The organism is Pseudomonas sp. B1(2018) (genome assembly GCF_003097365.1).
Taxonomy (GTDB): Bacteria; Pseudomonadota; Gammaproteobacteria; order Pseudomonadales; family Pseudomonadaceae; genus Aquipseudomonas; species Aquipseudomonas laurylsulfatiphila.
This window is the reverse complement of record NZ_PYUK01000001.1, coordinates 447,541-473,381: the sequence shown is the minus strand read 5'-3', so window position 1 is coordinate 473,381 and position 25,841 is coordinate 447,541. Positions and strand designations below refer to the sequence as shown.

Sequence of the window (25,841 nt, the reverse complement as noted above, 5' to 3'; positions counted from 1 at the left end):
GCGCTAAATCGGACTATGTCAATTTCCTGCCATCATCCATCCTCGAACGCCATGACTTTCACTCAACTCTTTCACGACTCGAGCCGCGTCTTGTTTTTGTTTATACGGGCCGATGACGACAAAGTTGTTTTCTTTACGCGCTACCGGTAATTCCAGTTGCTTAATGGCATTTGTGGCGCGATGGCGGCTGGGTGTGTTCAACGCTATTTCGATCACACACAAGCCTGATGAAGGCGTGGTTGAAGCTTCTTTTTTAGCGTGGAAAATATAGCTACCACACGTTAAGCACGGGCTTTCCAGCGTGATTAGCGACCCAGGTACGGAGCGAAAGACGTGCCATTGCGGATCAGAGGTTTTTTTGCGGGCGAAGAGCACCAGGAGCAGGCCGGTAGAAGTAATCAGGCCGCTAAGGATAATTGTCCAATTGCGTGCTTGTGTGGGCAGTGAAGGCAGCGAAAATACTGGCGATTCGTCTGGCTTTTCGATCAAAAACTGTACGGCGTGAGCCTCCGTTGAGTCGGGTATGGGGGATTCGTTTTCCGCAAGGGGCGTGAGCCCGTCGGAATATTTCGTAGTGAGGTTTGTTACAACTTCATTAGCGGTGTCATCGATGAGCTGTTTTAGCTTTGTCACGTTTTTCTGGATGTATGAATTGTCGACATTGTTTTCACAAAGTGGTCCTATGGATGTGTACGTCCATAATAATGCTGATAGTTGCCCTACAACGCCCGTTACCAGGAAACCCAAGCCAAGCTTTCGCACGGCACCATCTCCAAATCAAATGAATAGTTATTTGTCCCATTTCTTTCTGATAAAGCATGGTTCTATTGTTTATCCTGGGATGGCCTGGATTCTTGAGCGCGTCAGTGTGCCCAAGCGCCAAAATAAGTTGGCTTCTTTTTTGTTGTTTTAAAGAACATCGGGCTTGCACTTTATAGAATGCTGGTTGACGAAAAAGGCTCAGGTGAGCGAAAAAAAATAGTATCAGATGGGTTGTTATGCTGGCCTATTAAAACACTTGTATTTAAGGTGAATTTTGTGACCGAAGTAACTGGCCAAAGATTTAGGTCATACCTATGCACTTGCTATAAAGGAAAGGACTGTTAGCCGGCCCTTTACGGTACGGACAGGGAGAAGCTATTGAATTTTTTGTCACCCTTTCAAACGATGGCGGTGTCCTGCGCTACATTTCAGGTGTCATTCCTACCTTGGAGCGTTCTTGGTGAACGATCCGGACATTGTGCTTGGTGAGCGCATTGATCCGCCGAACCACGAAGCGAGGGATGCTCAACAAGCATCAATTGTCGTCATTCGGTTCAACTGCGCTTCAGGGCAGAAAACTGACCACTTAACCACGTATAAAGCTGGGAAACCGCAGGGCTGATCTGCTTGCGATGTGGGCACACCAGACTCAACGGCGAAGCTTCGCCAGGAAAATCCGGCAGCAGCACAAGCAAGCGCCCAGTGGCGATATCGGCACTGACATCCAGCCAGGATTTGTAGGCGATACCTTCACCGTCCAACGACCAGCGTCGCACGACATCGGCGTCATCGCTGAACAGTGGCCCCGAAACCTGCACGGTTTGCCCGCCCAGGTTCCACTTGTCGTAGACCCGGCCATTTTGCAGATAGAGCAGGCAGTGATGCTTGCTCAAGTCATCCGGCGTTTGGGGAGAACCGCAGCGTTTCACATACTCCGGCGAGGCAACCAGAACCCGCTGGTTCCACGGTGCAAGCGGCAGTGCCACGTAGTTGGCGTCTTCATTCGGGCCATATCGAATCGCCACGTCCACCGGGTCGCGAAACAGATTGGCCATCTGGTCTGACAGGAAAAAACGCAACGTCAATTCTGGATGCTGACGGCGGAACAGCGTCAGCCACGGCAGCAGTATGTTGCGCCCCAGATCGGAGGGTGCTGTCACCTGCAGGACGCCCCGCAGCGTGGCGTTCTTACCACGCAAATTTTCCTTGCCTTGCTGCAGGGTCTCAAGCACCGAGTGGGCGGTGGGCAGATATTGCTCGCCTTCGGCAGTCAATCGCAGGCTGCGAGTGGTGCGGGCGAACAGGCGTACGTCCAGCTCGCGTTCCAGACGTTTGATGGCGGCGGCGACCTGACCAGGCAATAGATCAGCCTCCAGCGCCGCTGCGGTGAAACTGCCCAGCGCGGCGCTGCGGATGAATAAACCAAGATCATCGATGCGGATCATTTTCACTCCTGCAGTGAAAGTGTTGGCGCATTCTGCTTGTTTTTCTTTGTACTTGGGAAGTCGAAGATGGCTGCAAACGAGTGCATCACCCTTCAGACAGCGAGTGTTTATGAAAGCCATCACGTTTACCGAACACGCTTTGCCCATCGACAATCCACACGCATTGATCGACATAAGCCTCCCGGTGCCCACGCCTGGTCCACGGGATCTGCTGGTCGAAGTTCGCGCGGTGTCAGTGAATCCGGTCGATACCAAGGTGCGCGCCGGAACTTTCACAAAAGAACCGAAAATCCTCGGCTGGGATGCCACAGGCATTGTCCGCGAGATCGGCTCTGAAGTGACGTTGTTTCAGCCGGGCGATGAAGTGTTCTATGCCGGCTCGATTGCCCGCACCGGCAGCTACAGCGAATTCCATCTGGTCGATGAGCGGATCGTCGGGCACAAGCCTCGGTCATTGAGTGCCGCCGATGCGGCAGCGTTGCCGTTGACCTCGATCACTGCCTGGGAATTGTTGTTTGACCGGCTCGGTGTCGTCGAGGGTTCGGGGGAGGGCAAGTACCTGTTGATCACCGGAGCGGCTGGGGGCGTCGGTTCGATGCTGGTGCAACTGGCACGACAGCTGACCCGCCTTACCGTCATCGGAACTGCCTCACGCCAGGAAACCGCTGATTGGGTACGGCAGTTGGGCGCGCATCACGTGATTGATCATAGCCAGCCACTGCTCGCACAGTTGCAAGCGCTCGGCGTGCCGGAGATCGACTATGTCGCCAGCCTGACTCACACCGAACAGCACTTTGCACAACTGATCGACGTTCTCAAGCCGCAAGGGCGTCTGGGTGTGATTGACGATCCCGACAGCCTCGACGTGATGCCGCTCAAGCGCAAGTCGCTGTCGTTGCATTGGGAGCTGATGTTCACCCGCTCGCTGTACGAAACCCCGGACATGATCAACCAGCATCACCTGCTCAATCGGGTCAGCGCTCTGATTGACCAAGGTGTTCTTCAAACCACTGTGGGCGAGCACTTCGGTGCGATCAATGCGGCAAACATGCGTCGTGCCCATGCGCTAGTCGAGAGCGGCAAGGCCCGGGGCAAGATCGTTCTCGAAGGTTTCTGATTTCACTTAAGGCGGGTCGCTTGCGGGCCCGCTGAACCGCCTGCGGCATCACTTGCCATTTTTTAATGTTGGAGCGTTGACGATGAATTCGTCCAGTAACGTGTTGGTATCGATTGCCGTGCTAAAGGCCAAGGCAGGCAAAGAGCTGGCATTGAAACAAGAACTGCTGGCGTTGGTAGAGCCGACCCGAGCAGAGCCGGGCAATCTCGATTATGTGTTGTTCAAGCTGCGCGACGAGCAGGACACGTTCTACATGCGCGAGGCTTTCAGGGATCAGACGGCGCTGGATGCGCATTTTTCGATGCCTTACTTTCAGCGCTTTGCCGCCACGGCAGATGACCTGCTCGAAGAGCCGTTGCAACTGATATTCCTTGAGCAGGTATCGGCCTGATGATTCAACCAGTTGAACCGCACCACCTCGGCCGGCGTGGAGGCGGCCGGCGGATCAATTCGCTTCAGGACGCGGCTGTACTCCGAATTGCGGAACGATGTGAGTCCCCAGCTCCTCAATGACTTGCGCAGCAGGGCGCTTTCCGTATTTGAGATTCAGGATAACGTGGTCCACTCCGATTTCCTCAAGCGACTCCAGCAAAAACCGGAGATGGTAGTGTCCAAGTTTGAACCCCAAATGAATGCGAGTGGGCGGCGTGGACGGGTTCTCATCGAGGTCGATGTAAAGCGACTGAGTGAAGGGCTTATAGACTGAACCACATTGCTTCATGACCTCCAGCCGCCAATCTTCCACGATCAGTCGCTGCATGTTCGGCGCACGTGGATAGTTGATCCATCCGGTGCTTTCGCGCGCGATCCAATCCAGTGACTGGCGACTATTCCCGGTCACGAGCATTGGAATAACTTGGGTCGTGGGTTTCGGAATGAGGTCTGCGCCCTGCATCTCACCATCGCTCCAGCGAATGGGCTCGAAGCTGGTGCTGTGGGCTCTGCGAATCACCTCGTAATGCTCCCGAAAGATTTCTGCGCGCCTTTCGGGATCAACGCCAAAAGCCGAAAACTCCACAGGGCGATCGCCGGAAGCTACACCCAGAATCAAGCGACCTGCGCTCAACTGATCGACGCTGGCTGATGCCTTGGCCGTGTGCAGAGGATGGTGTAACGGGATGGCAATGGATGCGGTGCCAAGCGCTATCTCTGACGTGTGGGCGGCCATATAGCCCAGGTAAACCCAGGGGTCGAAGACTTGGCCGACATCACCGAAATTAGGGTCTCGAAGAGGCACATCGCGAAACCAGAGCGCGCAGAAGCCCAGCGCCTCCGCTCGTTTGGCCAATGCGACCTGGTTGAGCATGCTCGGAGTGTCCCCATCGAAGGCCTCCAAAGGAAAGAACAATCCCAGGCTCAAATGACCCGGAGTGAAGGTTCGGCTGAACCCTCGATGCTCCTGATAAGGAATCGTGCTCGGCCGATACATACTCATCTTCCTCAAGGGGGAGAACGTGAACAGCGCCCCTGTTTCCAGAGGTGCTGCGGCATCGGTCGCTTGGGAACGACAGGTGGGGTAGTGGGTGCAATCTTTGCCCGTTGCGCCGTACATGCTGGTCGGGTCGACCGGAGTGAGGGGCCAGTTGCTGGCGATACGCGCGGGCAGGTCCAGATTAGCATTGAGCGGACGGTCAAAATAAATCAGATCGTACCAACCCGATACATCGCCTGAGCAAACGCATGGGGACCATCCAACAAGCGTAGGCGGCATTGCGGGGAACCGCCATGTTCGTCGTCCGTCTCGGTACCTGTTGCAGATGATTACACCGCAGTCTGGGCCTTGGACGTCGTGATCGCCGCGCCGCGGGTTGCTATAGAGGACAGTCGTCAGGTCAGCCCGCTGAGCCTTTGGGTACTCGACCGACAATTGGGTCCGGCCCCAATCCTGAAATTCAGACGATAAGATAAATTTTCAGACCGCAACGCAGAACTCCATTTCCCCAGGCAAGGCACTCCCTGCGCCTTTCTCACACAATCCGCTCTATCACTAGCGCGTTGCATAACAGAAACAGGTGCGATGAGCGACTTTGGAACTTGCATTAACAATATTAACTTGATGCAGGAGGGGCGAGGCATCGTCGATTTCTCGTTTTCAGCAGGATATTAAGAATAATAAAAAACGCGCACCTGAAAATCTTGCGTTGCTTCTATTACTTTAAAATAACAAATGGAGCGCTATATAAATGAGTGGAAAAACAATAACTGCAAGTTCGGTGTTTTTTAGTATTACCCTGAGTGCCCAGGTGCATGCGGACTTCCTGAGTGACAGCAAAGCCACCTTGGGAATGAGAAACTTCTACTTCAATAACGACAACCGCGATGGCGTTGCCGCACCTTCCAAAACCGAAGAATGGGCGCAGGGTTTCACGCTGGACTTCAAATCGGGCTATACCGATGGAATAGTTGGCTTTGGTGTCGATGGCCTGGGGTTGCTGGGAGTTACCTTGGACAGTGGCAAAGGACGGCATGTCGGTAGCAGCATGATGCCTTCTGACAGTGACAACCGCGCCGTCGACGAGTGGAGCCGGCTGGGGCTGACCGTAAAAGTCAAGATGTCGAAAACTGAACTTCGCTACGGCACTTTGATTCCCAAACTCCCAATTCTGGTCGCCAACGACGGGCGCGTGCTTCCACAAACCTTCGAGGGCGGTCAAATCACCTCGAGCGAGTTCAAAGGGTTGACCTTGACTGGAGGTCGTATCGAACATGCAACAGGACGTGGTTCGAGCGATCAGACGGGGTTGGCAGTTGCCGGTGGTACGCGGGAAAGCAATCAGTTTGACTTCGCCGGGGGCGATTGGAACGTTACCAAGGTTCTGACAGCTCAGTACTACTACGCCAGCCTCGACAACTACTATACGCAGCATTTTATGGGATTAATTCACACCCTTGCCCTCTCGGACAATCAGTCCCTTAAAACCGACCTGCGCTATTTCAAAACTGACTCGTCAGGGGCAAATAGCTCCGGGACGTCAGGCTACAGAATGAGTGGCTACACCAAAAACGGTAGTGGAGAGATCGACAACCGTACCTGGAGTGCCGCGTTGATTTACACACTGGGTGGTCACGCGATTACTGCGGGGTACCAAAGTGTGTCAGATGGCAGCAACTTCACTCAACTCAATCAGGGTAGCCTGACTGACAAGGGCGCCGGTGGAGCAAGCCTGTACTTGTATACAGACCGCCTTATCCAAACTTTCACCCGCGCAGGCGAGCGCACAGCTTTCGGTCAGTATGCTTACGACTTCGCCGCTCTGGGTGTCCCTGGCCTGAAAGGATCGGTCATGTACCTCTCCGGTGATAATATTAAAACTACGTCAGGCAACAACCAAAAGGAATGGGAAAGAGACATTAGTCTGGACTACGTTCTTCAATCCGGAGCGCTCAAAGGCGTAGGGTTCGGCTGGCGTAACGGCAAGTCCAACAGCGAAGCATCTCGTAACGTAGATCAGAATCGTGTTTTTGTGAGTTATAGCATTCCGCTTTTCTAGATAGTGGTGCGGGAAGTTTGATTCAACCAACGTCCGAACCCGTCATGGCAGACAAACGAATGTAAAGGGCGGGCCGGGATATCGGATGCTCATGATCGGCGCAGACCCGGAGTGCGACGCGCCAGTCATGGTCAAGCTGGTCGTCGATGCCGAGGTAACAGTGGTCCTTTTTTACCAGTCGGGAGCCATGCACCTCGGGCTAAATTTGATAGTGTCCATTCGAAGGCATACGATTGAGCGCGAGGGTGTCTACGTACAAGTTACAGCTCCGCCACGGTGACACCACGCCTGAAGCGGTCAGCAGACTGGGAGGTGTTACTTGAAGCACACAACTGATACGCCCGCTAGCGTCATCACGACACTTACCTACCTGGTCAAGCACGATGCGAAGCCCTATGTGCATACCGAGGCTCTGACCGGTAACAGTGAACCGCACTATTTTGCTGAGCAGGAGGAGCGCGAGGTCACGATACGCAACGGTCGTCCGTTGGCAGACAGCCTGTCTCTGGACAAGCAGGGGTTTGAACTCCATCGGCGGGATACGGTGGTCGAGGATCTCTACGACGATACCTCAGTGGAAAGCGTCTACTATGACGAGGTCAAGGCCTTGATCAAGGAGTTGACGGGCGCGAGCCGGGTCGTCATCTTCGACCACACCAGGCGCAGCGACGCCGAGCGGCGGGATATTCGCGGCCCAGCCAGCCGTGTGCATAATGACTACACCGACCGCTCGGGACCTGAGCGTATTCGCGACGTGCTGGGCCAGGATCAGGCCGCCGCACTGGTGTCGGTGGCCCAGATTAACCTCTGGCGCCCGATGAGCGGGCCCGTCAAGCGCTCACCGCTGGCCGTGTTGGACGCCTCGACGCTCAACTCCAATGACCTGCTGGCCACCGACTTGGTCTATCCGGATCGTATCGGTGAGATCTACCACCTGGCCTACAATCCGCAACAGCGCTGGTACTATTTTCCGGACATGCGCCGTGACGAAGTCTTGCTGATCAAGGGGTATGACTCACGTTACGACGGCCGTGCCCGCTTCACGCCCCATACCGCCTTCAAAGACCCCAATACGCCGCCGGGAGCCCCGCCGCGCGAGAGTATCGAAGTTCGCACCCTGGCCTTCTTTGATTAGGTTTTTGCCGCTTGGCGCGGGCCTCCCGCCGCGCGGTGTTCCCCCCCGTGCTTTACCATGCGACCACCCGCTTCTCGTTGGTAGGGATGTATAGCGACTGGGTGAAGGGTTTGAACAGCTAACCACATTCAGCACGATCCGCAGTGCGCCAGTCCTCGACAATCAGCTGCTGAGTCTTTGGTGCGCGCGGATAGCTGATCCACCCGTGATATGGCCCAACTTTAAAGATTCAACGATACCTGAAGTTTAATAAAACATAACAGATCATGGTTGCTGTCAGGCCGACCAATATGTACTCGACGCGGGGTAGGAATATAACCAAACCACCTAGAGAAAACACGATCAAGGTGTTTTGTAGTATGTATTTCCTTATTTTAGGTACCGCTATGAAGTAGCCATATTGCTTGCCTAAGAAAAATAAGGCCATGCCGATGATTGACGTAATCTGGAAATCGCGCATCGCAATGTCATTCAGGATCGCATGCCTGATCAAATTTGCGAGAAGTGCTAGCCCCATAAACAGAAAAAGGTGCGAGTAGATTAAGGAGTGTCCACTCATACTACTTTCATTTTTGCTCAGTAGGTAAAAGCTATCAAAATAGATCCACCAGATACTGCAAATCATGATAAATCCGGTGATTGCCGCCATCACATTATAACGATCCCATTGGATGTCAGATAACCCTACAGAAAGGCTAATTACCGACTCGCCCAATAAGATAAGGGTGAGTAAACCTAGTCGTTCAACCAAGTGTTCTGTATGTGCGGGCAATGGCTTTAGCTTACCCCAAGAAAATAAAGGGAGCAGAATGTCAAGAAAAATCCCAATGTAAGCGACAAGGTAACGCATAGGTGGGTCAAAAAGAATGGATGAAAGACTAATCACTGCGCTAACTAACAGGGCGAAGCCAAGCCTGGAGGAGAATTCGCTACGGTGATCAAATTTATTTATGGACGAAATGTACATAATGCTGATGATGGCACGTATACCAAAATAGCAGGCAATAACAAGCGCAAAGTTTACTTCCAATTCTTCCCCAATCCGTGCAGACAGCACAATGAGCAGCAACATTAAAAATAATGTTGCCAAGCGGTGAAGGCTACTGTCTGTATCAAACCTATTTGAGTAAATCGTGTGGCTGGACCAGATCCACCATAATGGAACAAAAAGCAGTAAAAATGTCCATAATTGCTCCTGTTCAAAGTGGCCGTGATGAAGATGTCCGAGAGTATGCGTAACCTTGCCAATTGCTACAACAAAAATCAGGTCAAAAAACAACTCTAACCATGTGGCGTGTCGATTTTTTTCATAATACTTCAAAGATTTCATTCGCTGCTGGCTCCGTGTGCACCTCTTTAATGTAGAAGGAAACTAACGGATAAGCGAACGGGTGGACGGGTATAGGCGTCAACCTTGGGGGCGGTCGCAAAAACTGAGTGCAACACCTGACCTAGTCCACCACCACGTCTGTTAGTACGGTCAATACAGAATCCAGCGTGCCATCGGGCCGATAGCAACATTGCGCACGGGCGGACCTTAACGGGCAACTGGGCTGCTGTTCCGCCAACCATTCATTCAGCGCCTCGACCAGGACACGCGCCTCGACTATGGAATCTTCCGAGCTGTCAAAAATTAACATCGCCATTTTTTATGTCCTCGGTTCTCTGGGCTGATATTTTCGTGCCGCTGCTTTATGAGCGATGCTTATCGTTGGCAGCACCGCGGATTCTTCAATCTCCCGTATTGAAATATTATCGAATGCACACCTGGTGCGCTGCGCAATGGGGCACGTTCGCCCTCGGCTACGGTGTGGGTGATGCCAAGCGATTCTCTATCTAGCGATTTCGTCAACTCACTAACGAAAGCTCAATCATCTGACTCATCTCGGTGAACTCTGGAGCCCCGTCATAGCGAAGCCCGTCAATGTAAAACGCTGGGGTGCCATTCACGCCGCTCCGTACGCCGCCATTAAAATCGGATTTTATTTTGGGTATGTAAGTGCCGTCCTGCATAGCAACATAGAGTTCTTCGCTGGAGAGGCCGTGTTTTAGAACGATGGCCCCAAACAGCGGCAGGCCCAATCGATCTTGATTTTCATACAATTCGTCGTGAGCCTCCCAGAAGAATCCTCGACTCCCGGCATACTCAGCGGTGACGGCTGCACCCATCGCATGCGGGTGAGCGGTGGTCAGTGGAAAGTTACGGAACACAAACTGCAGATCATCGCGAAAATGCTGCTGTAGCTTTTTGACGACCCAATACGCTAAACCGCAGTAGGGACATTCATAGTCGCCAAATTCCACCAAGGTGACTTTGGCATGCCCACTTCCTTGGCGATGGTCGTTGGCACTTACCGGGACTTTGAGAGTGGCCATGTGATCACCTGCTAATTTTTGGTTGGCGCGCTTTGGGGCGAACTCGCCAGAGCATCCAGCGCATCCAGAATGCCGTCCGCCCCAGGGTTGATTGCCATCGGTGAGATATAGCTCCAGGCGATCACTCCCTCCTTGTCAATCACGAACAGCGCCCGCTTACAAACTCCCAGGTGGGAGTCGTACGCTCCATACTGTCGAGCCACAGCCCCTTTGGGCTCAAAATCGGCGAGCAGGCTGAAGTGAAAATTCCGATCTTTGGAAAAGGCCTGATGACACCAAGCGCTGTCAACCGAGATACCCAGTAGCGTCGCACCGTATTCTCTGAATGTGGGTAGCAACTGGTTGTATAAGGTCAGTTGGTCGCCACAAACAGAAGTCCAGTCTGCGGGATAAAACGCCAGTATCACGGGATTTCCCTTTAGCTCGCGTAGCGACAACTGCTGATCAGGGGTCGCGTACAGCGAGAAGCCGGGCGCGACAGTGCCGGCTGACAGCGGCCCCTGAACCAGGTCGTCATTCGTTTCTTTTGCAACATCCAATTCTGAAGTGTTCATTGCTTGAGCCCTGATAGATAGGTGGGTGGGATCTACTCAGGGGGGATACGACTTTCCCGGCGGGATAACTCCATCCACCATCAAGGGATTTATAAAGGCAACGATGCCTCGATCTCAGCCTGAGCCTGAGTGTTTTCGGCAGCGAAACGTTCACGATCCGCGTCAAGAAGCACGACGACGTTCGCCGTGCTTTCGCGGTATTTGGATTGAGGGCCATGTGGGTAGCGCAACGGCAGGATTCGCTCTGGCTCACCAATGACTATAGTCGCTGTTGTCGCTTGCCGTAGTCGCTGAACGCATTTTCGGTTTCCACAGCAAGGCCTCGCGCTAATTCTGTTGCCCATCCGCCTTCACCGTAATCGCCCGATCCTCTCATTGCTGATCGATTCGCCCCCGCGAATCCCGACATCAAAGCGTTGCTCGATCACTGGTGATTCCCTAGCCTCAATTGCTGATGAGTTGGTGGTTTACGACTGGCGGTATTTTTGAGCACGAATTTATCAGACGTCGTTCGTCGGTATCCTGGGTCGCCCATAGCGTGTTTTGATGAGATCCGACTATCTTGATTGGATGGCATCGTCTGTCGTGACTGCCATTCCCCGCAACATAATCGTCTTCCTGATCAAGCTCAGCGTAATGCGGATCTCATGTCCCAGCTTCTTGTGCATCGTTTACAGGGAAGTAGATCCATCTGAATGAGTTCGTGTTATCCACCTTTGGAGACAACTCATCATGGCTACTCTCTGTGAAATATGTAATGCGAGACCAGCGGTCGCGCGAGTGACCGTATCGCAAAATGGCCAAGCCAGGACAATGTCCATTTGCGACCACGATTACCGTCAACTCTTACGCCATCAAAGCATGTTGAATCCATTCGATTCTCTGCTGGGCGGGGGAGTGTCTCGCTTTTTCGACAGCATGGGCGGAGCAAAGGATCAGGGGGGCGATGACTTCAGGCTCTCTGCGCAAGTGCCTCGAGAATCTGTCGATGCAACCGATGCATTCAGTTCCCAGACGCTGGAAATCCTGCAACGCGCGGGTGAAAAAGCCCATGAGCTCAACCGTAGCGAGCTCGATACCGAGCACTTGTTGTATGTGCTGGCGGATACCGATGTGGGTACGGCGTTGCTCAAGGAGCTGAAGCTTTCTGCGGACGAGATCAAAGGCTACATCGATCAACATGCTCAGAAAGGCACGGCGCAGGACCAGTCCCCGGTGGACCGGATGAGCATTTCGCCCCGGTTGAAGAAAGTGTTCAATTCTGCGTTCCAGGCCTCTCGTGATTTAGGACATTCGTACGTTGGCCCGGAGCATCTGTTGATCGGACTTGCCTCTGTACCAGACAGTATTGCCGGGACATTGCTTAAAAAATACGGCGTAACGCCTGAAGCCTTGCGGCAGAAGGTGGTCAAGGTAGTGGGTAAGGGCGCTGAGGATGGGCGAGTCGATACCCCGACGGGAACACCGACACTCGACAAGTTCGGTCGCGACCTGACGTCACTGGCTCGTGAGGGCAAACTCGATCCCGTACTGGGGCGCGCGCAGGAAATCGAAAATACCATTGAGGTGCTGGCGCGGCGCAGAAAGAACAATCCAGTTCTTATCGGCGAACCTGGCGTCGGTAAAACCGCCATCGTCGAAGGGCTTGCACAACGAATAGTGAAGGGCGATGTCCCTGAGATCTTGCGTGGCAGACGGCTTGTTGAAGTCAATCTGAACTCAATGGTTGCGGGCTCTAAATATCGTGGTGAATTTGAGGAGCGAGCCAAGCAACTGCTTGATGAAGTCGCCGCAAAAAGCTCGGAGCTTATTCTGTTCATCGATGAGTTACACACGATCGTTGGCGCGGGGCAGGGTGGTGAGGAGGGCGGCCTGGATATTGCCAACGTATTGAAACCCGCATTGGCGCGCGGGGAGCTTAGTTTGATCGGTGCGACGACACTCAATGAATATCAAAAGCACATCGAAAAAGACGCAGCGCTTGAACGACGCTTTCAGCCTGTGTTGATATCCGAGCCCACCGTAGAACAGACCATCATTATCCTGCGTGGGCTGCGCGACAAGCTTGAGGCTCACCATCAGGTCACATTCGCCGATGAAGCATTTGTGGCGGCAGCAGAGCTGTCGGATCGTTACATCACCTCGCGCTATCTACCGGATAAAGCCATTGACCTGATCGATCAGGCAGCGGCCCGGGTTCGAATCAGTTCCTCCTCGAGGCCGGCTGGCATTCAGGAGTTGGAAGCCGAAATCACCCAACTTAAACGTGAACAGGACTATGCATCCTCCCGTAAACGATTTGATGAATCCAAAGGCTTCGAAGAACGCATTGGTCAAAAACAAGCGCAACTGGGAGAGGAAACAGAAGCCTGGGAGCGCAAGACAGGCTCCGAAACCCTTGAGGTGACCCTGGAGTCGATTGCCGAGGTACTGTCCCGTCTCACCGGGATTCCTGTGACCGAGCTTACGCAGGAGGAGCGTCAAAAGCTGTTGAATATGGAAGACACATTGCGTGATCGGCTGGTCGGGCAGGAAGATGCTGTTCGCGCGGTCAGCGATGCCGTTCGTTTGTCTCGAGCCGGCCTTGGCCAAGCCAACAGACCGATTGCCACGTTTCTCTTTCTTGGCCCTACGGGCGTCGGCAAAACCGAACTAGCCAAAGCGTTGGCGGAAACGGTGTTTGGTGACGAGCAATCGATCATTCGTATTGATATGTCGGAGTACATGGAGCGTCATGCGGTTGCCCGGTTGATCGGTGCGCCACCCGGTTACGTGGGATACGACGAAGGCGGGCAGTTGACAGAGCGTGTCCGCCGCAAGCCCTACAGTGTGATTCTGCTCGACGAGATCGAGAAGGCGCATCCCGACGTGAACAACGTATTGCTGCAGGTATTCGACGATGGGCGTCTCACGGACGGCAAGGGGCGTGTTGTGGACTTCAGCAATACGATCATTATCGCCACCAGCAACCTGGGCTCTCCCATTATCATGGAGAATCTTGAGCGCCCTGAAGATGAACGCCTTACGGATAAAGCGTTACGTGATGAATTAATGGGAGTCTTGAAAGGGCATTTTCGTCCCGAATTCCTGAACCGTATTGATGACATCATCGTGTTCCATGCCCTTACCCGTGACAACATCCGATCGATTGTGAGCATTCAGCTTGATCGGGTCATTCGAACCGCATCTGCACAGAACATCACAGTGAAAATTGATGACTCACTCATTGATCACCTGGCGGATGTTGGTTATCAGCCTGAGTTTGGCGCGCGTGAGTTGAAACGTCAGATTCGCCAGGCCGTCGAAACGCGGCTTGCGAAGGAAATGCTCGCTGACAAGCTGCAAGCCGGCGACAGCGTTGAGTTGGGTTACGACAAGGAGCGTAGCGAAGTGGTCTTCAATAAGGTGGAGGTGGATGCGCCAAAGACCGCCGAAAAGGGTAGTCCTCCAGACCAGCCAGATGATCTGGCACCTGTTGCGGAGACTGGGACTTAGCCTCAACACACTCACGTAACCTGGGAGCGGGCCTGTTGATCACGACGTGCAATGATGAACTGGATCCTCAAATGCCTGGATGAGCCCGGCAGGCTGAAGACGCAAGTGTGGAGGATTATCGTGCCAAAACCTGATTCTGAAGGGCGTGAGCGCAACTCGACGCTGAAAAATTTCAGACTTCAGTGGGCGCTGATGAATGCTTACGAACGTTTCGAACAATTGGTTGTTCTTGCGCTCAGTCTCATCATCGCGTCTGTGATTTTGATGGCGCTACTGCAGCTCTGTCGCAGGGTTGTGCCGTTGGTGATCGGTGGTGCGATTGACCCTCTAGATCACGATGTTTTCCAGGCCCTCTTTGGTTCAATCTTCACCGTGCTGATAGCCCTGGAGTTTAAGCATTCGATTGTACGCCCGGCCCTACGACGCAACAGCATCGTTCAGGTTCGCACAGTGCTGTTGATCGCCTTGCTGGCGCTCAGCCGGAAGTTCGTTATTCTCGATTCTGCCGCTACTCCTGCGCTCACCATTGCCGCACTAGGATTTGCCACCCTGGTGCTCGGCATCGTCTGCTGGCTCTTACGAGAGCGTGATCAGGATGAATAGCTACAAGGGTTACGCAATGCCGACAATTTTTTAGCGAGAGCACCCCGGTATAGCCGTGCCGTACGCATTATCAGTGACACTGTGTGGCGGAACCGCACCGTATCTTATGGCCGCGATGGCCGGATGGGGCTATGGGCACTTGTTCTGGATCTACCTGACGGTGATCAGCGCCATCAGTGCCGTGGTCTATTTGCGCATGCCAGAAACCAAGGACCTGCCACTGCGCTAATTGTTTAGAGTTACACCGATACAACCAAACGCCTGATGCACCGCATCGGGCGTTTGGTATTTCAGTAATGAATAAGAAGGGCGAGGGCGGTTTTCGCTGTTGCACAATGCTTCAATGCGATTAAAATCTATCCAAACTTAGCTCAACTAAATAGATGTTTAGTTGAGTTGGCTCACGTTCTCCATATGAAGACTTTTAAGGTGCCTCAGGCGGTTGGTAATACATAGACTATCCTCAATAGCAAAAATCACTCGTCAGACATGACGTTCTGATGAGCTCCAACCCAACCTAACAGGGTGCCAAGCAATGGAAAAGCCTGTTGAAATTTGCACGTTTGAGCTCGACGTTATATTGGTAGATAAGGCGGTAAAACGCCTACCGAACCCGATGATTACGGTCGCTGTTGACCGTGAAACGCAAGTGATAATAGGGGTATGCATTTCGACTGGCAAACCCCGGAGTTCGAACAGCATAGCGGAGCATTGAATTCCCAGGTGCGCTAGGAGAATCAAGGTCTAACACGCAGGTTCAGCATTACTCTGTAAACTTGTTTTTGGACTTGTTAACTACGGTGATTAACAAGTCAAATTTGTGGTAAACAACGGTATCGGACGAGCATTGTACTGAGCTTTTCATCCAACCAGATTCTGGCGAGCCACCAGGGTATTTGGTGGCAGGAAAGCTCCACAGGCTTCAAGCGCAAGGCGTACACCGCCAAACCTGCAGCATCTGCAAGTAAATCAACCGGCGTTTGTGATTTCCACGTGTGGCAGCCCTTGAAATCTGCGCACCAACTCCATGCTGAACGCCGCAGATTTCACACAGCGACGTGTTTGCACGTGGTCCTGTAGCGTAAGCAATGCCGTAAGCGAACAAGCTGTTACTAAAAAAGACCCTTTATATCAGACGAACTCGCATGCAGTGCACGATCACGCGAATATAGGGTGATTCGCCGCGATTTCTTCCGAGATCTGCGGGCACCGACGACAGGCATGCTTACGGGAGGCTGCGAAGAGCTAAAATGTCAGATGGGACTCATCGATGTAGTGCATGAGTTGAGTCCAATGTACTGAGTGGAACAGCACCGATTACTTCATATGCTTAAACCACGAAGAATAATTTTCGTGACTTCCTAGGCCCATGAATTTTCGAGAATATTTTTTAAGATGATTTTTCTGATTTTTAAGTGACAACGACACTGAGAACCAAGGTTGCGGTTGATAAATTTAGCAATTACTCGTACATGGTTGTTTTTTCACTCGATAAGTCACTGTTTTTCTTAAATATCCAGGGAACCGTTAAAAAGTCCAGCTAACTGCTGACGGCCACAAATGTACCTGGGAGAGGCTCTGTGTGGAATACCTGTGAGTACGCATAATGTATATTATGTTAAATCAGATGTTATGTGAGAGATGTTCATGTGCAGCTTGAACCGCTGATTCGACAAAACCGTTTCTGACGTCCGCTCTCTCGACGGGCCATGTCATTACTGTTCGATGAAGCTGATTCAGTGCCGTTTCTCTTCTGGTCAGCGTGTACCGTTGCTCGTGCAAGTTGGTGATGCAGCGCCGTTGCCCATGGTCGTTCAGTTCATCTACGTCCAACTCAAACTCAGGCACCGCGCTTACAACACTGCGGCTGCACAATTGCGGGCGATTCAGGCGTTCTACACCTATGCCAAAAACCGAGATACCGGCGCTTTGCACTTGCCACCTTCCAAGCGGCCACCTCGTCAGCGCAGCACATAGGTTCGCAAGGTAACCGTAAGGCGAGATTTTGTTGATCGCTTTTGAGTTGCGGCGACCGCCTTGTTGCGTGAGAGTAAGCCGTGGTCCAGCCTTGGCCGCTAACAATCGGAGCCTTGCCTTGTCTCAATTCGCAATCACACCAAAACTGCGGTTTCGCTATCCTTCACTGCCGGTCTATGCGATCTGTGCAGCATCAGTACCCGTGCTTTTCTACGCTGCATGCTCCAGTTCGACGCTACCAGTAGATCTGTTGAATACCCTGCATTTTCATGAGTTCAGTAGTCAAGAGTTCTTCATAGGTGGTCTGAGTTTCTACGCTTTCGCGCTCGTCAATAACGGTTGGTGTCGAGCGCGCTTGTATCGTAAACACGCATGCGATATCGCCCGGCTGGCTCTGATGGTCGAGGTGGAGCGCTTATCGGGAGATCGTTATCCTCTGGCCGCTCATCACGCACGTATTGAGCAGAGTCATCTGCATAAGGAGTTGGGTAACCTGGTAGATCCTCGTACGGAAAAGGTTATTGCGTTCATCGGTAGGCTTCTGAAAAAGCTCCTGTGATTTCCAAGGGTTAGTCGTCCCACAGCAGAGCTAAGCGCCAAGGGTCGAGCATGGACGCTCATGATCGCTGAACCTCGGTCGTGGGCTGCAGTCATTTTTGATATTCACTGAAATCTAGGGCAACTACGCTTGAGCAGCGCGCGTCTTGATATGATGACTCGGATTGCGATTCAAAACCCGCAGTGACATTGCCCAAAGCCCCCGACTGCCTTGGGAGCTGGCCCCTTCTGCTACATCTCCCTAGCCAGGACTAACCGTTGCTCTACATAAGCGCTTTCACTCCGTTGATCATCATCCTCATCTCAGTGGGGCTTGGCTTGCCAGCGCGAAACTGGTTTCTGGAATTCGGGTTGGCCGTGGTTGTGATCTCATCGATTACCACGATAGCGTTAGCGCTCCAAAGCGCCCGCGCAGCCGCTAAAGCTGAGAAATGGACTTTCGACGATTTCCTTCCAAAGGTCGATGACGGCAGATCGTATAACTTCAAATTTACCGCCGGCATCACGGGTGTAGATACTCGAAATCCAATCGATCATCTACGGCGTCAAATCGATGAGCTACAGAGGGTAGCGATTCAGGACGAAGACAACGCGATTCGAAGGCATCAAATGATCGACCGCCGCATTGACATATGCTTGGCTAAGATTCGGCATCACGAAACGGTAACTCTCCCGAAGGTGTTGGGGAGCTCATCGGGAGCAGTTGCGCTGTCAGCAATGCTCACGCTTTTAGGCAGCGTATACCTCGCCTTCCCTGTGCCTGCCTACGAAATCTTCTCGGCATGCGCACAACGCCTTGGCAGCCTATGGTGAGAGCGCTTCATCAGTTGTTGATTGCACCCGACGTTGGGACATTCGGCTGCTTGATCTGCCCAGAGTGGACCGCCCTCGCACGCAACTTTAGCAACGCAACCTACAGAGCAATCGTGCAGCACCTGCTAAGCGCTCGTAGTGCCCATGTAAAAGCGCAGCGCATGAACACAGATCAATGAACAGTTGCGTTCATCAGTAAGCCACTGAGCCAGCAGTAGCGGCACTTTGAGCGACTTATGAACGCCCAACATCGCCCATAAGTTAAATTTACTAACTGGAAAATAGTCCAGCGCCGCGAAACAAAAACAGAACGAGCCATCCGCCACGTCATAGATACGCAGTACATAGGGGACATTGGTGCATGCGCCCTCCCCGGTTCATATGCACTGCCCCTACAATCCCGTCTATGCCAGCTACATGACGGTCGCCATGTGCAGGTGGAAAAGGCGCTGCAACAACATCGCAGGCCATCACCTCAATGCCCTTTGACTTTCCTGATACGCAGCACAATCAACGCAAGAATACCAATCGCGAGCGGCGCCATGACCAGCATGGCCTCTCGCGGGGACACCTCAACGCCAAGCAGGTGCACCCCTGAGTAACCCAGCTTGAGCAAGCTGAGCAGGTAGTAGGTAATGGCAATAATCGACAGCCCCTCCACTGCGCGCTGGATCTTGATCTGGGCATCGGCGCGGGCATTCAGGCTTTTCAGGATTTCCGAGTTCTGTTCCTCCATTTCGACCTGGACCCGTGCTTGTAACAGATCGCCCAGGTTGGCGACGCTTTCGGCCAGGTGCTCCAGGCGCTGCTCGGTGGCGGTGCAGTACCTGACGGTAGGTTTGAAGCGGCGCTCGATAAATACGCCCAGGCGTTGGCAATCGCCTACGTGACTTTCCCGCAGCTCACCCAGACGTTCGAACACCAATTGCGCATAGGCTTGCGTGGCACTGAAGCGGTGCCGGGTTTTCGCCGCGCTGCTCACCACTTGCGCAGACAGGTTGGAAATATCCGCCAGCAGGGCTTTCGCATTGCTGCCGTGCGGGTCGGCGTTGCGTTCGGAAAGGGTGACCAGGGTCTTGTCGAAAACATCGAGCTGCGCGCTCAAGTCCTTGGCCATGGTCAAGGATAACGAGGCCATCATCCTGTAGGTCTCGATTTCCAGCAGGCGGCGTATCATCCGGCCCTGGCGGTAGGCATTCAGGCGCCGGTTGACGAACAACATGTGGTTGTTGCCCTCCTCGCTCAGGCGAAAATCACTCCAGACCATGGCATCGCCACCGCCCACGCACGAACCGCTCGGATCCTTGAAGCCGTACCGGGACAGGTCCAGGCCGGTTTCACCACGCACGACAATCTGCACCGAGTTGATCAGGGCCGGCAAATGCACTTCGACCTTTGACGCCAGCACCTCGGGCAGCGTGGTCCAGGACAAGTCATCAGAGGATGAAGTGACCACCAGTGTCAGGGTGAAAAACTCGGCATGGCGCTCCCATTTCAGTGCATGGCCATCGAGTTGGGTAATTCCTTGGGCGGCATTCAGGTCGAGGGTGCCAGGGCAGCATTGTTCGAGGAATGCATTGCACGCCTGATCACTGTCGAGGAAGGCCAGATGAAACACATGGGCCGGCTCATCGAAATACAGTGACGGGCGCGCGTGCAGTTCGTTGTGCAGGCTTTGTCGTAACGGGTGCATGTTGTATGGCCATGTTGGAGTTGTTTTTGCCGCTTGCGATGAATGCCCACCCGAGCCAGGTGCCGGATTTTTCGGGGCATTATCGATTGCTGTTGATGGTGGGACAGTTTGGCGAACTCATGAGTCACGGCCAGGTGACAAACCAATACCTTTGAAGGTGAAGCTGCAGGCGTAAGCGATCAGATGCGCAAGTGCACACTCATGTAGTCAATGAAAACGCGCAACTTGGGCGAGGCATAACGGCTGGCTGGCCACAGCATCCAGAAGACGACCTCGCGGTCAATGTAATCGTCCAGCACAGTGACCAGCTGGCCGCTTTCCAGCGCTTCGCGCACCAGGAACGTCGGCAGAAAGGCAACCCCCCTGCCCTGAATGGCGGCGTAGGCAAGAGGCTCGATGGTGTTTGACGTCATCGTGGCGGGCAGCACCAGTTCAGCCTCGGAGGGTTCGAGCCGCAGCGGCCAACGTTCCAGCTTTCCGGTTGCGGGGAATTTGTGCTGCAGGCATGAATGGCGTTCCAGTTCACGCGGATAAGTGGGTACGCCATGCTGCTTTAGATACGTCGGCGACGCCACCAGCACATGTGCGCAGGAACCCAGACGGCGCGAGGTCAAGCGAGAATCGGTTTGCTCACCGGTGCGAATCACCGCGTCGAACCCCTCCTCGATCACATCGACCATGCGGTCGCAAAAATCGATATCCAGTTCGACTTCCGGATACCGCTCCATGAACCCGTCAAAGGCCGGCATCATCAGGTCGCCGAGTAGAGGCGTGCCCACCCGAAGCCGTCCGCGTGGGCTGCCAGCCAGGCCTGACAGTTCGGACTCGGCAGCGGTGACTTCACTGAGGATGCGGCGGCAGCGCTCAAGGAACAGGGTGCCCTCGGCCGTCAGCGTGATGCTGCGTGTACTGCGATGAAACAGCCGCACATGCAAGCGCTCCTCCATCCGGGCGATGGTTTTGCCCACGGTCGAGGACGACACCCCCAACTGCCGGGCGGACTCGGTAAAGCTGCGCGTTTCGGCAACCAGCACGAACGTCGAGATGCCATTCAGACTTTCCATCACCTTTCCTGCCTGCTCCGGTAGAACCCCATCCACAGGGTGGGATTACGGAAAAAACATCCGAAATGTTCGGCCTCGCGGGATATTTTTCTCCGCGAATTTTACGCCTACATTGCGCCCATCCCACCACTGACAGGTATCGACGTCATGTCCAAACTGCACACGAGTATCCAGATAGGTCCACACCAGATTTCCCATCGCGTCGTTCTGGCGCCACTGACCCGCATGCGTGCCGAGCCGGGCGACATCCCTGGCCCGCTGATGGCCGAGTACTACGCCCAACGTACCACCGCCGGTGGCCTGCTGATCGGCGAAGCCACTATCGCCGCCGCCAATGGTAATGGCTACCTCGGTGCTCCCGGTTTGTATGACGATAGCCAAATCGCCGGCTGGAAGCTCGTGACTGACACCGTTCATGCCAAGGGCGGCAAAATCTTTCTGCAGCTCTATCACGCGGGGCGCCAGTCCAATAGCCTCTTGCAGCCGGACGGCGGCCAGCCGGTGGCCCCTTCCGTCGTTGACCACGGAGGCCTCGCCTTCACCGAGACTGGATGGACCCCCGCCAGCCCGGCGCGCGAACTGACCATCGCTGACATCCACGGGCTGGTGGACAGCTTCCGCGCCGCGGCCGAACGCGGTATCGCAGCCGGATTCGACGGCGTGGAGATTCACTCGGCCAACGGCTACCTGTTCGATCAATTCCTCCAGGATGGCAGCAACAAACGTACGGATATCTACGGTGGCTCGTTCGAGAACCGCAGCCGGTTCCTGCTGGAAGCGGTAGAGGCGGTGATCTCCGTCTGGGGCAGCAATCGGGTGGCGGTGCGTCTGGGGCCGAGCGGCAATTTCGGCGATATGTCCGACAGCGACCCCATTGGCCTGTTCACCTATGTCGCACGCGAACTGAACAAGCTGGACCTCGCCTATCTGCACCTGATCGAGCCACGCATCCTGGGGCTCGTCGAAGACGAGCGCCGTGACCAGAATCCGGTGGCGTCTCAACTCATCCGCCAGCACTACAAGGGCACCCTGATCGCGGCGGGCGGTTTCTCCGGTGAGTCGGCCAACGCGATCCTCGAGGCCGGCGATGCAGACCTGGTCGCGTTCGGCCGCCACTTCATCGCCAACCCTGACTTGCCGGAGCGCCTGCGCAACGGCTGGCCGCTGAACCCGTACGACCGCGAGTCGTTCTTCGGCGGCACGGAAGTGGGTTACACGGACTATCCTTTCCACACTGAAGTTGCGTGATCATTTTCGCCACGGGTAACCGGGGCCACCGTGCCCCGGCTATCTCCCCGAAAAAAATCAATCACCCCAGCAGCAATGCGCCAGCTGACTGCCCCGTTTCAGCGTAGCTTCTTCCAGCGGACTCAAGGTGCATGCTGGCTGATGGAAGGTGCTAACGCATGAAGGACCTTTTCTCCTACAGGCTTTTCACAAGGGTGGCGCGACTGGGCAGCTTTTCGGCCGCGGCACGCGAAGTGGGCCTTTCTCAATCCCAGGTCTCCAGGATTGTGGCCGAGCTCGAAGCCGATCTTGGCACCCTGCTGCTGGCGAGATCGACACGTGCCGTCGTACCGACTGAGGCAGGGGCGGATTTTCTCTCGCGCATGGAACCCATCCTCGTCGCGGTGGAAGAAGCAGAGCAAAGCGTTCGCGGCGGCCAGGAACTGCGTGGCGTAGTGCGGATCAGCATGCCAACGAGCATCGGCGTACGGGAAATCATTCCGCGTATAGCGCCGTTCGCAGCGATACACCCCAACCTTCATATCCAGGTCCTGCTCGCCGATCATTGGCAGGATCTGGTGCGCGAAAATATCGATGTAGCAATCAGGTTGGGACGGCTGGTGGATTCCACTGCAACGAGCCGTCAGATCATGACGATCTCCAGATTCATTCTCGCCTCACCGGCCTACTTGCGCGCCGCCGGGGAGCCGACTACGCCTGAGGACCTGCAATCCCATCGAATCATCGCCGGTCCAGCCTCGACGGTTCCCAGTGGGTGGATGTTCAAACGCGACGGCGAGACCCGGACGATTCAGCTCGAGGCGCACTTCTCGACCGATGAAAACGAAGGTGCAGTCGCGGCGGCCACCGCCGGGTTAGGGATTACATCGACAACGGCCTGGGCCTGTCGGCGGGAGCTTGAAAGCGGTGAACTGGTCACCCTGCTCACCGATTGGGAGACCGAATCCGTACCGGTGCATGCCTACTTCCCCCACGGCTCGCGTACCCGCAGGGCCGGCCGCGCCTTGATTGAACATCTTGTCGTCAACCTGCTTGAAGATGCCGGCGGTGCTTATGCATCCGACGCATAGAAGATAGCCCGCCAAAGCGTCTACTCCGATCCCGCCGAAGCTGCCAGTTTAGCGCCATACCCCGCGACGCAGCGGTCGAGCTGATCGGCCTGGCAGCGTGGCGGACGCCCTGACTTTTTCATTCAAGGAAATCCCTCATGCGCATGACTGGCAACACGATCTTCATCACTGGCGGCGGCTCCGGCATTGGCCGTGGTCTGGCAGAAGCCTTCCACAAACTCGGCAATCAAGTGATCATCTCCGGTCGTCGCAAGGCGCGGTTGCAAGAGACGCTCGACGCCAACCCCGGCATGGCCGCACTTGAACTCGACATCAACGACACGGCCAGCATCCAGGCAGCAGCGCAGCACCTCACTGCCAATTACCCTGAGCTCAACGTGCTGATCAACAATGCCGGCATCATGCTGCTCGATCATGCCGAAGGTCCGGTGGACGATGAGCTTGCGCTCTTGACCGTCACCACAAACCTGCTTGGGCCGATCCGCATGACCTCGGCGCTGGTCGAGCATCTGAAGGCCAAACCGGATGCGGTCATCGTCAACGTCTCCTCGGTGCTCGGCTTCGTGCCAATGGCCGTGACGGCGGTCTATTCGGCAACCAAGGCAGCGTTGCACTCCTACACCCTGTCACAGCGCTACCTGCTGCGCGAACACGGCGTCCAACTGGTCGAGATCGCACCACCGTGGGTACGCACCGAGTTGCTCAACAGCAGCGAGGAGGAACGCGCCATTCCCCTCGACCAGTTCATTACCGAAACGATGAAACAGTTCGAAAGCGGTGCGGACGAAATCCTCGTCGCCCCAGCCGATGTCATGCGCGCCAACCCTGGCCCGAACGAGCATGCCTGGGTCAACGGCTTCAACGACATGATCGCAAACGGACCGGCTTTCGGTTGACTCCACAAGGCAATATTGGGCGACCCTGCGGCCGCCGACCTTTCACATTGCAAGCAGGATCAGACCATGACTTCACGTACCCCCGCCGAGAACAGGGCCATCGTCCTCGAAGGCTTCGCAACCCTGTTCAATCGCAAGGATCTGGCAGCAGCCGAACGCTTCTGGTCACCCTCCTATATCCAGCACAGTGCCCATGTGCCGCCTGGTCGCAAGGGGCTGTTCGAGCTGGTCGCCGCAGGATCGCCCGATATGCGTTATGAATGCCAGCTGGCAGTCGCTGAAGGCGACTTCGTGATGTTGCACGGTCGCTTCACCGGAATCGGTCAACCGACGAACTGGGTCGTTGTCGATATCCTGCGCCTCGAGGACGGGGTGATGGTCGAACACTGGGATGTGATCCAGGACGAGGCGACGCGCGAAGGTTCCGCCGGCGGCCACCCCATGTTTGGCGATCAGTTCCCCGGCTAACGCGCCTTGCCCTCTCGCCCGGCGATCGTTGCCGGGCGGGCGATCATCGCACCTGTTGCCGGGTGGACATTTGCCTTGGCAGGAACACCTCGGCCAGCATGCAGCGCGCGCTGCCGCCACCGATGCGCTCGATGGTGTCGATGTTCACCGGTAACGGCGTGGTGTTAGTTTCGATCAAGCGACGCTGATCGGCGTTCAGGGATTGCCAGGCGGTGCGCGACATCACCAGTAGCGGCTCGCCTGCTGCGTTGTGTACCTCCAGCATGTTGCCGGCGAAGGACTCCAGCTGCGCCAAGTTCAAGGCGATGACCTGTTTGCCGCTGGTTTCGAGTCGGTTACGCAGCGCCTCGCGTTCGCCCTGATGGGGTACGGACTCCAGGCAAACCACCGCCAGACGAGTGCCGACACTCATCATCACATTGGTGTGATAAATCGCCACGCCTTGGCGGTCCACCGCGTTGAACGCGCACAGTTCATAGCCCAATTGGGTGACCAACTGATCCAGTGCCAGGGCGTGGGTGCGGGTCGAGTACCCTGCGTAGCAGATCCGCTGTTGCCGATCCAGGACCATGCTGCCGGTGCCCTCCAGGAAAACCTCCTGCTCTTCAAGGCTGGACAGGTCCAGCACCTGTTCGACCCGGTATTCGCCCAGCAACCCGTCGAGTACACCCTTGTCCCGCTCCAGACGCCGGTTGTGGCCCTGCATCGGGTACAACACCAGGGTGCCATCCGGGTGGCTGCTCCACCAGTTGTTGGGGAAGATCGAGTCCGGGGTATGCGGCGCTTCGCGATCGTTGTGCACCAGGACTTCGACGCCGTGCCGACGCAACGCGTCAACATAGCCGTCGAACTCGGCAAGGGCCTTGAGTTGTACGTCTTCAGCAACGGTTGCCGGACGCTGGAAGCGGTTGTTCGCCGCCGTGTCCTGATTGAAGGAGAAACGTGTCGGACGAATCATTAAAACCGTATTGGTGGTTTGCATGGGCACAGACTCAATGAGGGACGAGAGAGGCTCATTGTCTGTTTCAAACGGGGAAAAACCCGGTTGATAACGGCTGTTGCGCTGATGGAAACGG

At 54.9% G+C, this 25,841-nt stretch carries 23 protein-coding genes and 1 pseudogene; 15 read left to right on the top strand and 9 right to left on the bottom strand.

What is annotated here, in order from left to right:
• Positions 1–18: 18 nt before the first annotated feature.
• Both C9422_RS02050 and C9422_RS02045 read right to left on the bottom strand, forming a co-directional pair.
• Positions 19–762 carry an SPOR domain-containing protein gene (locus tag C9422_RS02050; RefSeq protein WP_116579516.1) on the bottom strand — a complete coding sequence of 248 codons (744 nt, stop codon included), beginning with the start codon at positions 760–762 and terminating at the stop codon, positions 19–21.
• Positions 763–1,316: 554 nt separating this feature from the next.
• Complete coding sequence (locus tag C9422_RS02045) at positions 1,317–2,207, bottom strand: LysR family transcriptional regulator (RefSeq protein WP_116579515.1); 891 nt, start codon at positions 2,205–2,207, stop codon at positions 1,317–1,319.
• Positions 2,208–2,316: 109 nt separating this feature from the next.
• Here C9422_RS02045 and C9422_RS02040 point away from each other — a divergent pair, with 109 nt between their 5' ends.
• Both C9422_RS02040 and C9422_RS02035 read left to right on the top strand, forming a co-directional pair.
• Complete coding sequence (locus C9422_RS02040) at positions 2,317–3,324, top strand: zinc-binding alcohol dehydrogenase family protein (protein WP_116579514.1); 1,008 nt, start codon at positions 2,317–2,319, stop codon at positions 3,322–3,324.
• 82 nt (positions 3,325–3,406) lie between these two features.
• On the top strand, positions 3,407–3,715 hold the full coding sequence (locus C9422_RS02035) for a putative quinol monooxygenase (RefSeq protein ID WP_008155402.1): 309 nt from the start codon (positions 3,407–3,409) through the stop codon (positions 3,713–3,715).
• A gap of 54 nt (positions 3,716–3,769) precedes the next feature.
• Here the strand turns inward: C9422_RS02035 and C9422_RS02030 are convergent, their stop codons facing one another.
• Positions 3,770–4,753, bottom strand: a complete 984-nt coding sequence (locus tag C9422_RS02030) for an LLM class oxidoreductase (RefSeq protein ID WP_116579513.1) — start codon at positions 4,751–4,753, stop codon at positions 3,770–3,772.
• A 754-nt stretch (positions 4,754–5,507) separates the two neighbouring features.
• Between C9422_RS02030 and C9422_RS02025 the strand changes: the two genes are divergently transcribed.
• Positions 5,508–6,815: an OprD family porin gene (locus C9422_RS02025; RefSeq protein ID WP_116579512.1), complete on the top strand. Its 1,308-nt coding sequence runs from the start codon at positions 5,508–5,510 to the stop codon at positions 6,813–6,815.
• Positions 6,816–7,134: 319 nt separating this feature from the next.
• Complete coding sequence (locus C9422_RS02015; RefSeq protein WP_116579510.1) at positions 7,135–7,950, top strand: CmcJ/NvfI family oxidoreductase; 816 nt, start codon at positions 7,135–7,137, stop codon at positions 7,948–7,950.
• A gap of 229 nt (positions 7,951–8,179) precedes the next feature.
• Here C9422_RS02015 and C9422_RS02010 read toward each other — a convergent pair whose 3' ends face one another.
• From C9422_RS02010 to C9422_RS01995, 3 genes are all read right to left on the bottom strand, one after another.
• Positions 8,180–9,280, bottom strand: coding sequence for a low temperature requirement protein A (locus C9422_RS02010; RefSeq protein ID WP_116579509.1), 1,101 nt, complete (start codon positions 9,278–9,280; stop codon positions 8,180–8,182).
• Between the two features lie 518 nt (positions 9,281–9,798).
• Complete coding sequence (locus C9422_RS02000) at positions 9,799–10,326, bottom strand: DsbA family protein (protein ID WP_102674089.1); 528 nt, start codon at positions 10,324–10,326, stop codon at positions 9,799–9,801.
• Positions 10,327–10,337: 11 nt separating this feature from the next.
• On the bottom strand, positions 10,338–10,880 hold the full coding sequence (locus tag C9422_RS01995) for a redoxin domain-containing protein (RefSeq protein WP_095966124.1): 543 nt from the start codon (positions 10,878–10,880) through the stop codon (positions 10,338–10,340).
• Between the two features lie 732 nt (positions 10,881–11,612).
• Here C9422_RS01995 and C9422_RS01990 point away from each other — a divergent pair.
• The 6 genes and pseudogenes from C9422_RS01990 (at position 11,613) to C9422_RS01975 (ending at position 18,326) form a co-directional block, all read left to right on the top strand.
• Positions 11,613–14,375, top strand: coding sequence for an ATP-dependent Clp protease ATP-binding subunit (locus C9422_RS01990; RefSeq protein ID WP_095966123.1), 2,763 nt, complete (start codon positions 11,613–11,615; stop codon positions 14,373–14,375).
• Between the two features lie 192 nt (positions 14,376–14,567).
• A complete protein-coding gene (locus tag C9422_RS01985) occupies positions 14,568–14,978 on the top strand; it encodes a phosphate-starvation-inducible PsiE family protein (RefSeq protein ID WP_165824744.1) in 411 nt (136 codons plus the stop codon).
• Positions 14,979–15,084: 106 nt separating this feature from the next.
• Positions 15,085–15,207 carry a hypothetical protein gene (locus C9422_RS32455; protein WP_256589849.1) on the top strand — a complete coding sequence of 41 codons (123 nt, stop codon included), beginning with the start codon at positions 15,085–15,087 and terminating at the stop codon, positions 15,205–15,207.
• 1,496 nt (positions 15,208–16,703) lie between these two features.
• Positions 16,704–16,898 (top strand): annotated as a pseudogene (locus C9422_RS32815) (site-specific integrase); the annotation flags it as partial.
• Positions 16,899–17,073: 175 nt separating this feature from the next.
• Positions 17,074–17,514 (top strand): hypothetical protein, encoded by a 441-nt coding sequence (locus C9422_RS31970; RefSeq protein WP_133248993.1) that lies wholly within the window; start codon positions 17,074–17,076, stop codon positions 17,512–17,514.
• Positions 17,515–17,771: 257 nt separating this feature from the next.
• On the top strand, positions 17,772–18,326 hold the full coding sequence (locus tag C9422_RS01975) for a hypothetical protein (protein WP_116579506.1): 555 nt from the start codon (positions 17,772–17,774) through the stop codon (positions 18,324–18,326).
• Positions 18,327–18,801: 475 nt separating this feature from the next.
• Here C9422_RS01975 and C9422_RS01965 read toward each other — a convergent pair whose 3' ends face one another.
• Positions 18,802–20,019: a DUF3422 domain-containing protein gene (locus C9422_RS01965; RefSeq protein WP_116579505.1), complete on the bottom strand. Its 1,218-nt coding sequence runs from the start codon at positions 20,017–20,019 to the stop codon at positions 18,802–18,804.
• Positions 20,020–20,024: 5 nt separating this feature from the next.
• Between C9422_RS01965 and C9422_RS32150 the strand changes: the two genes are divergently transcribed.
• A complete protein-coding gene (locus C9422_RS32150) occupies positions 20,025–20,174 on the top strand; it encodes a hypothetical protein (protein WP_165824739.1) in 150 nt (49 codons plus the stop codon).
• A gap of 24 nt (positions 20,175–20,198) precedes the next feature.
• On the opposite strand, the gene C9422_RS01960 is transcribed toward C9422_RS32150, so the two are convergent.
• A complete protein-coding gene (locus C9422_RS01960; RefSeq protein ID WP_116579504.1) occupies positions 20,199–21,083 on the bottom strand; it encodes a LysR family transcriptional regulator in 885 nt (294 codons plus the stop codon).
• Between the two features lie 147 nt (positions 21,084–21,230).
• Between C9422_RS01960 and C9422_RS01955 the strand changes: the two genes are divergently transcribed.
• The 4 genes from C9422_RS01955 to C9422_RS01940 all read left to right on the top strand — a co-directional run bounded on the left by C9422_RS01955 (position 21,231) and on the right by C9422_RS01940 (position 24,765).
• The gene (locus C9422_RS01955; protein ID WP_116579503.1) at positions 21,231–22,331 is read left to right on the top strand and encodes an alkene reductase; all 1,101 of its coding nucleotides are present in this window, start codon (positions 21,231–21,233) and stop codon (positions 22,329–22,331) included.
• 158 nt (positions 22,332–22,489) lie between these two features.
• Positions 22,490–23,401, top strand: a complete 912-nt coding sequence (locus C9422_RS01950) for a LysR family transcriptional regulator (protein WP_116579502.1) — start codon at positions 22,490–22,492, stop codon at positions 23,399–23,401.
• A gap of 137 nt (positions 23,402–23,538) precedes the next feature.
• Positions 23,539–24,297 carry an SDR family oxidoreductase gene (locus C9422_RS01945; protein WP_116579501.1) on the top strand — a complete coding sequence of 253 codons (759 nt, stop codon included), beginning with the start codon at positions 23,539–23,541 and terminating at the stop codon, positions 24,295–24,297.
• A gap of 66 nt (positions 24,298–24,363) precedes the next feature.
• Complete coding sequence (locus tag C9422_RS01940) at positions 24,364–24,765, top strand: ester cyclase (RefSeq protein WP_116579500.1); 402 nt, start codon at positions 24,364–24,366, stop codon at positions 24,763–24,765.
• Positions 24,766–24,808: 43 nt separating this feature from the next.
• Here the strand turns inward: C9422_RS01940 and ctlX are convergent, their stop codons facing one another.
• The gene (gene ctlX / locus C9422_RS01935; RefSeq protein WP_116579499.1) at positions 24,809–25,747 is read right to left on the bottom strand and encodes a citrulline utilization hydrolase CtlX; all 939 of its coding nucleotides are present in this window, start codon (positions 25,745–25,747) and stop codon (positions 24,809–24,811) included.
• Positions 25,748–25,841 lie beyond the last annotated feature (94 nt).